Genomic DNA, 12868 nt, shown 5'->3' with positions numbered 1-12868 from the left:
AAGAGAGAAGGCTATGTTCGGAATGTTCAAAAAAGACCCGCTAAAAAAACTCGAGCAAGAGCGTACAGACTTGAGTACCCGCGCTTTTCATGCGCAACGAAACGGTGACATTCGAACGTATTCGGCCTTAACAGCCGAAGCCGAATCGCTTAAAGAAAGAATCGACGCTCTCAAAGCCGAGGCATCGGAGTAAGCGGTTCGTGACTGTCTTAGGCTAGCGTAACCAGGGATCGCTGGAGCAAGAGTAGTTTGAATTATGCTATCTCTAACAAGGTCAGTTAGAGCTAGAGGAAGCGGAGCGCATCATGCCCATGCCACTGACGGTGAAGCGAGTCGCGGTGACCGCTTCAATTCTCCGGCCAATCGCGCGTAACTGCTGACGGCTCCTCGTGCAGAAAAGATGAATGAGTAAATGGCATTGATTCTCGTTTTTTTGCTTACTGTTTGCCAAGAAAGAGCTGATACAGCGTTGATATGTCTTCGGGGTCCCATACTCGAAAACCCGCTTGCGACAGTCTTTCAAAGTCTTCAGATGTTGGCAGCGAAAAGTAGGATTTTGAGCTTGCTCCCTGCGCCTTGCTCGAAATGTTTTTACCGGCAGCAAGATCTTCTACCGCGTTGCTCATCATGGAGCAGCCGGCAGGATAAAGCTGAACCACGTGCCATAACAAAGATTTTGTTCTATCTACAGTAATCAGCTTTTGATCAATGATTGCTCCCGTATCGATAGCAGGGGAGTCGATGTAGTGAAGCGTGCAGCCTACTTCGGTCTCTTGGTTTGCAAGAGAATGGAGTGTAGTAAGAATCCCCCGGTAGTCCGGTAGCAGTCCCGAGTGAAGATTGATAACTCCTAGAGGTGGGACGCTGATCGCGGGCTCGCGGAGAATTGATCCAAATCTGATTGAAAGTACTAAGTCCGGCGCCGAACGCCGAAACGCTTCATGCTCCTGTTCTTTGTTTATATTTCTGCAGGTTCTAATAGGCTGCTCGGCTAATTCGCTAAGCTCCTTAAAGCTCAGATATCTATTGCCGGACTGTGGTTGCAGCTCGATCAACGCCTCAATGGTGTTTTTGAAGAGCTCTTGTTCGAAGAACCTCATCTCCTGAAGGCTCTTCGGTGGCTGGTAGCCCTGTGAGGGAGCACCTACAGCGTCAGACAGAAAGATCGTGAAACGATGCTGTGAGAGCGTCGGCAGTAGCAGATTCAGCGCGATGTTGCTGTGGAGGTCTCTATTGGCGAGGATAGTAATACGCATCGCGGTCTTTAGTAGAGTTAGTACTCAGTAGAGTTAGTACTCGTCACTCGCGCTGAGCGCTCGTTTGAACAATAACGCTAAGGTAATGCCTTCGATGTAAGATAAACAGCCCTTTAACTCATTTGGAGAGCAGATCGATGCTCAAGCACTCGTCTATACGTTCATTGTCCTGTCTGGGTTTTCACCTGTTGCTCTTGTCGGGCTGTAGCAGTGAGCAGATCTACACGGCTATTCAAGACAATCAGCGTTTTGAGTGCAGCAAGATGCCTGAAGCACAGGCCGAAGATTGCGCCAGTCAGTACGACACGAGTTATAGCGAGTATGAGGAAGCGCTCGAGAGTGCTGCGAAGGAGGGTGGCGGTTAGTCGTACAACGGTGCCTCGGTCTCCCAGACACCACCGTCTGGGTTCAATGCAACGCGTTCAAAGTTAATAACGTTGATCGGGTTCGCCGGCATTCCCTTAACACTGGGCTGCTTCAAATACTTTGAATGGCGTTGAAACAGGGGAATAATCGGTAGGTCATTCATCAGCAGAGTTTCGGCATCAGCATAGATCCTCAGCAGTTCTTTTGTATCCGCTGTGCTCTTCGCTTTTTTTAAGACTAAGTCATCGAATCGCGCATTAGAGTATCGGCTGTCATTAGTAGGGCTGTCACTCCGCCATCGGTCAAGCCACCACTGGGGTTGTGCTGCGCCATTCCAACTAGCCAATACCAGATCGAAGTCGCCGCCAATCAAGCTATCTAGATATACGCGATACTCCTGTAAGGACGGCTTCACTCTAATGTTCAGCTTATCTCGCCAGCCCTGCATGGCGGCTGTCGAGAAATTTCTTCCGATTCCGTCTGATGATGTGAGTAATGAGATCTCGGGAAACCCTTTGCCATTAGGATAGCCGGCTTCGGTCATTAGTCTTCGCGCTGTCTCAGGATCAAATTTTAAGGGGGTGGGGTGCGGATAGTCGCGTATTACTGTCGGAACGTAGCCGCCAATGGGCGTAGCCGCACCGTGGTAAAGGGTCTGCGCTAGCGCTGGTCTGTCAATCGCCAGAGCGAGAGCTCGTCGGACCTTTGGGTCGTCAAGAGGAGGTCGGCTCATGTTGACTGCGATATAGTCCGAGCGGGAGATTGGCTGCTCGATATAGGCTTTGGCACCACTGTCCCGATAAGAGGGTACTTTGCTGGCAGGAAGCCGTGTGGTCAGATGCAGTTGACCGCTTCGAAAGAGCTTCTCTTCGGTGGTGATGCTCTCTATTGGATAAAACGTGATGCCATTCAATCCCACGCTTGCGGCATTCCAGTACAAAGGGTTGGCTTTGAGGCTGACGTCGCGTTGCATACGCCACTCGTCCAATGTGAAGGCGCCGTTACCAACCAAACGGCCCGTTCTGGCCCAGCCCGCGTAGCGTGAGTCTACTGCGTCATAGCGCTCTAACGTCGGTGCATGCAGAGGGACAGTGCCAGCGTGTGAAAGATTTTCGAGAACGATGAGTTCTGGCACTGGGTGGGCAAACTCAAGTCGAAGGGTCCGCTCACTCATGGCGCTGACGCCAAGCATGCTGACGTCTTTGATTTTGTCGCTATAAATCTCTTCGGCATTTTTTAGATGGAAGAGTGTCTCGGCCAACTGATTGCCTAATTTGGGGTTAAGTGCACGTCGCCAGGCAAAGACGAAGTCTCTGGCGGTGACCGCGTCACCATTCGACCATCTGAGATCTTTGCGCAAAAAAAATGTGGCCCCAAGGCCGTCTGTGTCAAAGACCCAGCGTTCGGCGGCGCCGGGCTCGGGGGTGAGTGTTTCTGCGTCAAAAACGGTGAGTGGCTCAAAGAGCGCGCTTATGAGCATGTATTCCTGCGTGCCGCTGGCGACATGGGGGTCCAGTGTTTGCGGTTTTGCGGGTAGCGATACGTGGAGGATCCCCGCGCGATTGCCGCTGAGAACACGGCTTTCCTGACTACAGCCGTAAAGAGACAGCGCGCAAAAAAAGAGAAGAATCCGCGTCAGGCCACGACGGGAAGATCCGAAAGATCGCTGGATTGCCACGGCGCGTTGTCTCCAGGTGCTCATTGATTTTAGAGTAGCTTGTTTTGGCTCTGTGTGTTCAATAAAAAGATAAGGTGTCAGCACCGGATTCGCTCTGAAAACCATCGACTTACTCACGCTACACTTAAACTTCACTCTTATGGGTTGAATACCGTCTATGCACCTTAAGCTCTGTGTCTTCGTTGTTACTTTCTGCTTCAGCTCAATCACTCTGTCTCAACCGAATGTTCAGTTACCACTCCGCAGCATAGGCCCCGCCGGTATGAGTGGACGAATTACCTCGATAGCCGTGGTCCCGACTAACAAAAACATATGGTACATAGGTTCAGCATCGGGTGGCCTATGGAAGACAGTAAATGCAGGCACAAGCTTCGAGCCAATCTTCGACGCTCAGCCAGCGCAATCTATCGGCGCTGTAGCTGTTGCACCCTCCCAGCCCAATGTGGTGTACGTCGGCACCGGGGAGGGTAATCCTCGGAACTCGCAGTCCAGTGGCAACGGGCTCTATAAAAGCGTCGATGGTGGTGAGAGCTGGATACATTTGGGCGTTGAGCAAAGCCGCAATATTCATCGCTTGATAGTTCATCCCAAAAACGAACAGGTTGTTTGGGCAGGCGTTCTGGGTGACCCCTTTAAGGCTACAGACAGTCGAGGCGTATACAAGTCTATGGACGGCGGCGAGAGCTGGCGTCGAGTATTGTTTAGCGACAGCCGCAGCGGTGTAGCGGACCTTGTGATGGATCCCCGCAATCCCGACAAATTGATTGCGTCGCTGTGGGAGTTTCGTCGAAGCCCCTGGGATTCTGCCTCCGGTGGTCCCGGCTCAGGGCTATATGTCAGTAACGATGGCGGTGAGTCTTGGGCAGAGCTTGGTGAGGACTCGGGTCTCCCGGAAAGGCCCTATGGCAGGATAGGAGTCGCTATTGCACCCTCTGACCCTGACCGTGTCTACGCCTTGATCGAATCCAAAAGGAACGCGTTCTATCGCTCTGATGATGGTGGAGTGTCTTGGTCCATGGTGAATACCGAAACTATTGGCAGTCGTCCTTTTTACTTCTCTGAAATTCATGTGGATACGCAAAACCCTGATCGCGTCTATAACCTCTACTCGCGCCTTGCACGATCTGAAAACGCCGGTGCGGAGTTTGAGGTGATCGAAGACTGGGGGATGGAGGTGCACGCTGATCACCATGCTTTCTGGATCGATCCGGATGATTCAAGTTTTATCATCGACGGTACTGATGGCGGTCTGTACTGGTCACGAGATCGGGGTGATAACTGGCGCTTCGCAGAAAACTTACCCCTCGGGCAGTTTTATCACATCACTGTTGATGATGCGGTCCCCTACAAAGTTTATGGCGGCCTTCAAGACAACGGCACGTGGTATGGGCCCAGTGAGGTATGGAATAGAGGAGGTATTCGCAACGGCTACTGGCGTGAGCTGGCATTCAATGACGGCTTTGATGTGGTCCTTGGGGGGCAGGGTGACCCATGGGTCTATGCCTTGTGGCAGGGCGGCATGCTTGTCCGTATTAACACGCTGACAGGCCAGCGAAAAACCATCATGCCTACAGAAGGTGAGAAGCAAGGTAAAGAGCGGGAAAACAGGTCGCTGCGTTTTAACTGGAATGCGGCTATTGCAGCTAGCCCCTTTGATGCGGCTACGCTCTATATCGGCAGCCAGTTTGTTCATCGTAGTAAAGATCGTGGTTCTTCCTGGGACGTGATTAGTCCTGATCTAACGACTAACGACGTAACTAAACAACGGCAGTATCTGTCCGGTGGTCTATCTATCGACGCGACAGCGGCCGAGAACCATACGACGATCACAGTAATAGCCCCCAGCGAACTGGAGCAGCGCTTGCTTTGGGTTGGCTCCGATGACGGTCGAATACACCTGACTCGAAGTGGGGGTGAATCCTGGACGGATGTCACCGCTAACTTGCCCGGCGCGCCCTTGGCGGGTTGGATTAAACAGATCGTCCCTTCGAGTTACTCGGCGAGTGAAGCGTTCGTGGTAATTGACAATCACCTCCAGGGCGATACGACCCCGTACCTCTTTCGTACCCAAGATTACGGGGTGACTTGGGTCAATGTACTGAGAGGTCAGGGCATCCCAAGCTATGCACTCTCATTTATACAAGATACTGTCGAGCCGCGCCTGATGTTCTTGGGTACAGAGTACGGCCTTTACCTATCCCTTGATGAGGGAGCGACTTGGCAGCAGTGGAAAAAAGGTTACCCAGCAGTCTCAACCATGGATATGGCGGTGCAGGAGCGAGAAGCAGACTTGGTGGTGGCTAGCTTTGGTCGAAGTATCTGGATACTCGATGATCTTACGCCCTGGCGAGTCTTGGCGGGCGCGCCGGATTTAACAAATGAGACTTTGCAACTTTTTGCACCTCCGGCTAGCTATCAACCCGTGATCGGTCAGGCGATTGGTCAGCGATTATCTCCTGACAATCTGTATTCCGGTGACAACAACGCCCGCGAGGCGCTGATTAGCTTTTGGATCAATGACGAAGAAGTCGAGACGGTAACTGTATCCATAACGCAAAGAGATCAACTTGTACGGCAATGGGAGCAGCAAGTTGAGCAGGGGATGAATCGCACATCTTGGGATTTACAGTGGGCAGGGCAAGAGATCTATGGACCGCTCATGAGCCCTGTACTGGAGCAACCCTTGGCTGCACCGGGCGTGTATACCGTAACGATTAGCGCTGGCACGCTTAAACGCAGTAGCGAACTCCGACTATTGGCTGATCCCCGAGTCGATTACGAGGAAGACAGCTATCAACAAAACCTGAAGTACCGTCAGACCATTGAGTCTCTGCAAACTCAATCAAAGGGCGTGCTGAAGGTATTGGCATGCATGGAGGAGCGGTTGGAACGCGATGATGAACTTAGTGAGAGTGTGTCAGCTAAGTTGCATAAGAAGATAGTCGACGTATGGGAGCTCATCGCGTTCCGTGATTTTCAGGGTGTCATCAGTGATTCTGAGAAGTTGTCTCATCGCCTTAGTAAAGCTTTTTACTATACGCACTCGCCCTATGAGCGCCTGACCGATAACGACAAGCAGCTGCTCGCCTCGCTGGAGAGCCAGATGCAGAAGGTATTGCAAGCGTTTGGCCTGCTAATGACCGACTACTGGGTACCAGCCATGGGCCCTTTGGAAGGGGCTCCTAGAACGGATTCAGTCTCAGGGCAGCCAGCTGTAGATGAGTCTGCCTGGTGCGACAGTGAGTTGGCCCCCACGAAGTCCATGTCGCGCTCGGCTAACGGTAGAAAGTTAGTCCCTTAAGACCGCTAGGGCAGCCGAGGCGCTATCGAGCTGGCTGTCGCCGAGGGCGTTGGTCAGTCGCCCACCGAGCTCGTTCATGGTGCTCAGCGCTTCATCAAGCCTTCCGAGGCCTGTTTCGGTTATTTTCACCAAGCTGACTCGCGCATCTCTGTCACTGACATCGCGTGCGACCAAACCTATCTTTTCCATAGGCTTTAACAACCTCGTTACACCTGAAGCCGTGCGGCCTATTGCGTTGGCCAAATCAACGCGTCGCATTCGCAGGTCAGTAGAGCGGGCGAGTTGGTAGAGCACCATAAATTCCACGTAGCCGATCCCGTGTACTGCCCCAAGGTTGTGGTCTATGCGAGCTGAGAGGCGCTCACTCGCAAGCCAAAGATCTACAAGAGTTTTACCTCTCCCGTTGAGTGTCTTCATGTCTAAGCTCCTTTAAGTGGCGCATAATACATGACTTATACTTGATATATCAAGTATCTATGCAGTATAGATATGAGTACTTACTTCGCTGGGCCGGCATTAACCTCGGGCAGTGGGAGAAGTGTCTACGTCCATGTATCCTTTGCAGCATGAGCGAAGAGCAAGGAAAAGCCCCTGTAACCTCTGAATTTTCATTGCACCTCGACGATGTGCAAATGGATGCGGTGCGAGCGAGTGGTTCCGGAGGGCAAAACGTCAACAAAGTGTCGACGGCAGTGCACCTGCGGTTTGATATAACCCGTGCGCGACTACCCCAAAGAGTGCGTGAGAAGCTCCTTCGCAGTCGTGACAGCAGGATTAGCGATGATGGTGTGCTTGTACTCAAGGCCCAGCGGTATCGAACCCAGGGAAAGAATCGTGAGGATGCAATTCAGCGCCTCGTAGATCTGCTTCGTGAGGCCAGCTTTGTTGCCAAGACTCGCAGAGCGACGCGACCGACGCGGGCCTCCAAGGAAAGACGCCTTAAACGAAAAGATATAAATAGTAAAAACAAGGCCTTACGAAAGAAACCCAACGTTGATTAGCGTAAGATTGATGGGTAAAGTGCTGCCTCCTTCCACCACTGAATTAGGAATAGCATGCGCAATCCAAGGGATCTCGAGCGACTGAACGCCAATCTGCCGGTGTTTATGAAGCTGTTTGACGGCAAAGTTGCTGAGTTCGACGCCGACGACGGCACCGCGACCCTCACCTTTACCGTCAGTGAAGACTTCTGCCACTCCGTCGATGTGGTGCAAGGGGGCTTCATCACGGCGATGCTGGATGCTGCGATGAGCCACGCCGTTTTCGCCTACGACGATACCGTCGGTAACTTATCGTCTTTAGAGATAAGCACCCGTTATCTGGAAGCGACGCGCGCGGGATTTTTAACCGCTGTTGGGCGCATCGTGCGGCTCTCACACAAGACAGCGTTTCTTGACGGGCAGCTATTTAACGCCGACGGGCACTTACTGGCGACAACTCAAAGTGTTGCCAAGATTTACCGTAAGACCAAAGAGCAATGATCGTTTCGGCTCAGCTCGCTGACGCTCCTGTATTGCCTGCCGTTTTGACTGCTTGACTAGCGTCTATGTGTGGTCGGTTCAACGTTGTAAACACCCCGGGCCTCCAAGCCTTGCTGGATGGTCTCGGCGTCGATCTACAGCTGCCCGCACCGCTTTACAACATAGCGCCGACTGAATCAGTGAGCATGATCCGTTCGGTTGATGGCGACGACAACGCTCTTTCATCTGCTCGATGGTGGCTAACCCCTTCATGGTCAAAAGAGGTCAGTCAAAAGTACGCGATGTTTAATGCCCGCAGTGAGGGACTGAGTAAAAGTCCGGCATTTCGAAAGCCATTTGTCAGTCAGCGGGGCATCGTACCCATGTCTTCCTTCATTGAGTGGAGGGGGGCGAAGGGCGATAAGCAGCCCTGGCAAATCACCAATGAAGAGGAGGCGCTGGCTGTCGCCGCGTTGTGGGATGTGTGGTTTGGTGATTCGGAGCTTGGGCAGCTTGGCGAGCCATTGCTTTCCTGCACGCTGGTAACCACCGCTGCTGCAGATCGGTTCAAACCCTGGCACAGCAGAATGCCTGTCATGCTGGCACCGGGTGATAGAGATCGGTGGTTGGACAATAGCGCCCCGATCGCGCCTGACGACTCGATTTTCGCGCCAAATCTCAAAGAACCGCTTCGCCTTGTGCCTATCGACAAGGCTGCTGGTAACTCTCGTAACAAAAGCCCCGAGAGTATGGCGCCCGCGGGAGATTCAGTAACACTCCCGACGGACAAGGACTAAAGCTCCTTCGGTTTACTCCATTAATCTACCCAGCTAATTTTCTCAGCTGGGTGATTAAGCCACGTTACTCAACCAAGGCTTGATAGGTCATTACGCGAAACTTTTTCGCGAGGGGCGTTGTGTGGGGAACGCTCTGGACCATGAAGACGCCGACAATGTTGTCTTCTTCATCGACCCAGAAGTTTGTGCCTGCGGCGCCGCCCCAACCGTAAGCGCCGTCAGCGCCTAGCTCTCCGCTCTTGCCGGCGGTGCTTTTGACGATGCCTACCCCTAGCCCGAAGCCGTCCATACCCCACAGGCCGTTGGAGTCCGCTGCACCCAGATGATCTTTGCGCATATGTGCAATCGTTCGGGGAGAAAGGATCTGCTCGCCATTCAAGCTGCCACCGTTTACTAGCATGAGCGCAAAACGCAGGTAGTCATCGGTGCTGGAAATCAATCCACCGCCGCCGCTTTGAAAAAGATGGCCGTCGAGATAGCCGCGGGTCAGCTCTGGATCGGCCGGCTCCAGCTGCGTTTCAGCGCTGAACTGCCAGGGGCTGTTCCAGTCCAGGACGGTGCCCTTGGGGGAGTAGAGCGTCGCAAGCCGCGATTGTTTGTCCTCTGGCACCACAAAAAACGTGTCGTGCATGCCCAGGGGGGCGAAGATTCGCTCTTGAAGAAAGTCGCCAAAACTCTGGCCGCTGATGGCTTCGACTAGCGCCCCCTGAACATCGACAGCAACACTGTAGTGCCACCGGGATCCCGGTTGGAAAAGAAGCGGTAGTGTGCCCAGCCGTTTTGTGAACTCTCGCATGTTAGGAGCGCGCAGCAAATCGGCTTCGCGATACAGCGCGTCAACAGCGCTATTACCAAAAATTCCGTAGGTCAGGCCCGCGGTGTGGGTCATTAGGTCGCGGATGGTGGGCTGTCGATAGGGCGTCTTGCTAACCATCTCGCCGTTTTCGTCCTCTTGCACCAGCGTAAGGCCTGCGAGGTCAGGCAGGTACTTACTCACGGGGTCCTCCAATAAAAAATGGCCTTCCTCGTAAAGCATCATTAGTGCGACGCCCGTGATGGGCTTACTCATTGAGTAGATTCGAAAAAGGGCGTCATTTGTCATTGGGCGACCCGCTTCTCTATCCGCCATGCCCCAGGACTCCCTGAACACAATTGCCCCGTTTCGCGCGATAACGCCCTGTCCGCCGACCATGATGCCGTCGACAACAGCAGCTTCCATTCGGTCGTTAATGCGCTGTAGCCGCTCACTGGAGAATCCTTCGCGAGCCGGCAATGCGCTGGGGATAGCCATTGCCTTAGGGCGGCTGTCCGCGGAAGCAGTCTGGCCTGCCAGCAGGAGAATGCCCAGCAAGCAAAAGCGCAGGGCAGTGAGGGGGATTATTGTTTTCATGGCCGTTGTTCTCCGCTAGATCGGGGGTGGTGCGCAGATTGCCCCCTGTACGAGCAATCAAGCGCCTAAAATCCAAGGGTCACGATAGGCAATTGAGACGGGCTGCACAAGGCGATACCGTCAAGCTGTGCTTATCGCCTTGCTGCGCTATGCTGGTCAGTATCAAACTGCTAAACAGGATCCTCCACCGGTTTGTTTACACGTAGAAAGTTACTCCAGTTATCTGCAAGCCTGCCTCTGGTGTCGTCACTGGCGTCAAGGTACTCGCATGCTCAGGGATTGGGCACGGATTACGACGTGATCGTGCTGGGCGCCGGCGTAGCAGGGCTCGCCGCGGCAGAGCGCCTGGTGAGTTTAGATAGCGAGCTAAAAGTGCTAGTGCTTGAGGCGCGTGATCGCATAGGCGGTCGCGTTCATTCCGTGCGGCACCAGAATAGCGTTCGTGATGCCGATTTGGGTGCGATGTCCTTAGAGCAGTCGCAGGGTAAAGAGTGGCCGGTTATCGAACGTCTAGGTTTGAGCGTCGAAGACTTTCCTGATGGCAGCCTGGGCCTGTACCCGGGTATGGCAGCGCTCGTTAGGGCACTGGCGGAGACCTCCACCGGAAGAGTGCAGCTCGATAGTGATGTGAGCGAGGTCTTTTGGAGAGAGGGTCTGGTTGGGGTCAAGTACATGAATCGCGGCCTGAGTAGCGCCGTTACGGGACGTCGCTTAATAGTGACCCTGCCCGCAGGAGTACTGCGCAGCGGCGCTCTGTCAATGACGCCCGGTTTATCGAGATCGAAGCTGGACGCGCTGGCCGCTCTGAAGGTCGACCCGGCGTTAAGCCTTGCGTTGCTATTTCCGTCTGAGGGCGCGATTTTAAAGGACGCCTCCCAACCCTGGCTCTTTGAAGATTCGACGACGCGCTTGCGTGCCTTTCCGGTGGGCCCCGATGGAGAGGTGCTTTTGGAGGCGCAGTTTCAGGGGGTTCGCGCTGATGCATTGAGAAATCAGTCAGAATCTTTGCAGCTGTCGCTCGCTATTCGTGCCTTCGATGAGGCGCTCGAGTCCTTGCCGTCACTCAATGCTGCAAGCTGGACAGCCGTAGTCGATTGGTCTGCAGATAAGTTCAGTCGAGGAGCGGGCACGCAAGCGGGATCAACCCTCGCGCACCTGGAACTCGCAAAGAGTATGGGAGATACGGTTTTCTTCGCGGGAGAGGCGACGGCTGACCCGGCTGACGTCGGTACGGTGCATGGTGCCTACGATAGCGGTGAGCGAGCCGCGCGAGAAGTGGCATTGTCACTGAACCTTGAATCGAGCCTTGCAGATCCCAACGAACCTATTCTCGAACTTCTTTAAGAGGGCTTTAGTTTACCCTCAGTAGCTACTAGCTCGCGGTGTTGGCATCAATATCGCGGGTGACGTGTTGCGACGCTTTATAGAACATATACATCGCAACGGGACCCATGCAGGCCGTGATGAGCATTGCGTGACGAAGATTGTTCTCTCCCGAGACCGACGCCAGCAGATCACTGTTGAGGCCTGTTAAAAACGGGCCCAGACCCAAACCGATCATGTTGAGTATGAAGAACAGTACGGCCGAGGTGAGCGCGCGCATCCTCGATGGAACCATGGCGTGAGATACGGCTATGCTCGGTCCCAGGTACAGCGAGTTGGCAATACCGACAAAAAACAACACGATCAATATTCCTGTGGTGTTGGCGCCGATCAGAACATAAAAATAGGGAAAAAAAGCGATTAGACCACCCACGATAGGCAACCAGGCGTACCAGCGGTGATCTCTTACCGTCAGTTTATCAGCGAGGATCCCTCCAGCAATCGTACCGATGGCTCCCGACACTCCGGCAACTAGAGATAGCACTAAGCCGATATCGGCGATGCTCATGCCGTGGTTGCGGTAAAGGAATGAAGGGAAAAAGTTACCATTGCCATAGCTGATAAACGACGTCAGCGCACAGCCCATGGCGAAGTACCAGAACGAGCGGCGTTGACGCAGCACGAACATAGTCTGCTTAAAACTTGGACGATCAGTGTTCGCCTTGGCGTTCTCCCAGCGTCCTCGCAGGGGCTCTCGAACCGTGAGCAGAAGTAAGCCAGCCAGAATAACGCCGGGAACACCGACAATCATGAACGTTTTCCGCCAGCCGAAGGACTCCGCAAGAATTCCCCCAAAGGCCAGGCCGACTAAGATGCCGATGTAGATGCCTGAGGTATAGAGCGAAAGGGCGGTCGCGCGCTTTTCCGGGGGGAAGTAATCGCTGATCATTGAGTGCGCGGGAGGACTGCCACCGGCTTCTCCCAGGCCTACGCCTAAGCGAGCAAGCAGGAGCTGCACGTAGTTTTGTACGAATCCCGATAGGGCAGTCATGCCACTCCATACTGCGAGGGCGATGGCGACAATGTTGCGACGATTGCCTCGGTCCGCCCAATAAGCGATGGGGATTCCCGCGGTCACGTAGATGACAGCAAAGGTGAAACCACTCAAAAGTCCAAGCTGGGTGTCCGAAAGCCCCATTTCAATTTTTATGGGTTCCTGAAGAATGACGAGTATCTGTCGGTCAATAAAATTGAACGCGTAGACCAGCGTTAACATGATCAGGACGAATCTTTTGTA

The 12868-nt window shown here is 53.6% G+C and carries 12 protein-coding genes; 7 read left to right on the top strand and 5 right to left on the bottom strand.

Features of this window, described 5'->3' with window-relative positions; all coding sequences use genetic code 11:
- The first annotated feature begins 22 nt into the window (after nt 1-22).
- On the top strand, nt 23-193 hold the full coding sequence (locus R0137_RS12065; RefSeq protein WP_407326659.1) for a DUF6435 family protein: 171 nt from the start codon (nt 23-25) through the stop codon (nt 191-193).
- A 244-nt stretch (nt 194-437) separates the two neighbouring features.
- Here R0137_RS12065 and R0137_RS12060 read toward each other — a convergent pair whose 3' ends face one another.
- The gene (locus R0137_RS12060; protein WP_407326658.1) at nt 438-1256 is read right to left on the bottom strand and encodes a formyl transferase; all 819 of its coding nucleotides are present in this window, start codon (nt 1254-1256) and stop codon (nt 438-440) included.
- Nucleotides 1257-1393: 137 nt separating this feature from the next.
- On the opposite strand from R0137_RS12060, the gene R0137_RS12055 reads away from it, so the two are divergent.
- Nucleotides 1394-1621, top strand: coding sequence for a hypothetical protein (locus R0137_RS12055; RefSeq protein ID WP_407326657.1), 228 nt, complete (start codon nt 1394-1396; stop codon nt 1619-1621).
- Here R0137_RS12055 and R0137_RS12050 read toward each other — a convergent pair.
- Nucleotides 1618-3300, bottom strand: a complete 1683-nt coding sequence (locus tag R0137_RS12050; protein WP_407326656.1) for a peptide ABC transporter substrate-binding protein — start codon at nt 3298-3300, stop codon at nt 1618-1620. The genes R0137_RS12055 and R0137_RS12050 overlap by 4 nt on opposite strands.
- A 262-nt stretch (nt 3301-3562) precedes the next feature.
- Here R0137_RS12050 and R0137_RS12045 point away from each other — a divergent pair, with 262 nt between their 5' ends.
- Complete coding sequence (locus R0137_RS12045) at nt 3563-6601, top strand: WD40/YVTN/BNR-like repeat-containing protein (RefSeq protein ID WP_407326655.1); 3039 nt, start codon at nt 3563-3565, stop codon at nt 6599-6601.
- Here the strand turns inward: R0137_RS12045 and R0137_RS12040 are convergent.
- Nucleotides 6590-7018, bottom strand: coding sequence for a MarR family winged helix-turn-helix transcriptional regulator (locus R0137_RS12040; RefSeq protein WP_407326654.1), 429 nt, complete (start codon nt 7016-7018; stop codon nt 6590-6592). The two genes, R0137_RS12045 and R0137_RS12040, sit on opposite strands and share 12 nt — an antisense overlap.
- Before the next feature lie 149 nt (nt 7019-7167).
- On the opposite strand from R0137_RS12040, the gene arfB reads away from it, so the two are divergent.
- The 3 genes from arfB to R0137_RS12025 all read left to right on the top strand — a co-directional run bounded on the left by arfB (nt 7168) and on the right by R0137_RS12025 (nt 8858).
- Nucleotides 7168-7602, top strand: coding sequence for an alternative ribosome rescue aminoacyl-tRNA hydrolase ArfB (gene arfB, locus R0137_RS12035; RefSeq protein ID WP_407326653.1), 435 nt, complete (start codon nt 7168-7170; stop codon nt 7600-7602).
- Between the two features lie 54 nt (nt 7603-7656).
- A complete protein-coding gene (locus R0137_RS12030) occupies nt 7657-8082 on the top strand; it encodes a PaaI family thioesterase (protein WP_407326652.1) in 426 nt (141 codons plus the stop codon).
- Nucleotides 8083-8147: 65 nt separating this feature from the next.
- A complete protein-coding gene (locus R0137_RS12025; protein WP_407326651.1) occupies nt 8148-8858 on the top strand; it encodes an SOS response-associated peptidase in 711 nt (236 codons plus the stop codon).
- Between the two features lie 64 nt (nt 8859-8922).
- Here the strand turns inward: R0137_RS12025 and R0137_RS12020 are convergent, their stop codons facing one another.
- Complete coding sequence (locus R0137_RS12020) at nt 8923-10248, bottom strand: serine hydrolase domain-containing protein (protein ID WP_407326650.1); 1326 nt, start codon at nt 10246-10248, stop codon at nt 8923-8925.
- 192 nt (nt 10249-10440) lie between these two features.
- On the opposite strand from R0137_RS12020, the gene R0137_RS12015 reads away from it, so the two are divergent.
- Nucleotides 10441-11592, top strand: a complete 1152-nt coding sequence (locus tag R0137_RS12015) for a flavin monoamine oxidase family protein (RefSeq protein WP_407326649.1) — start codon at nt 10441-10443, stop codon at nt 11590-11592.
- A 28-nt stretch (nt 11593-11620) separates the two neighbouring features.
- On the opposite strand, the gene R0137_RS12010 is transcribed toward R0137_RS12015, so the two are convergent.
- On the bottom strand, nt 11621-12847 hold the full coding sequence (locus R0137_RS12010; RefSeq protein ID WP_407326648.1) for a spinster family MFS transporter: 1227 nt from the start codon (nt 12845-12847) through the stop codon (nt 11621-11623).
- Between the last annotated feature and the right edge of the window lie 21 nt (nt 12848-12868).

The sequence above is a fragment of the Congregibacter brevis genome (assembly GCF_045689245.1).
Classification (GTDB): Bacteria; Pseudomonadota; Gammaproteobacteria; order Pseudomonadales; family Halieaceae; genus Congregibacter; species Congregibacter brevis.
This window is presented reverse-complemented; position numbering and strand designations above follow the sequence as displayed.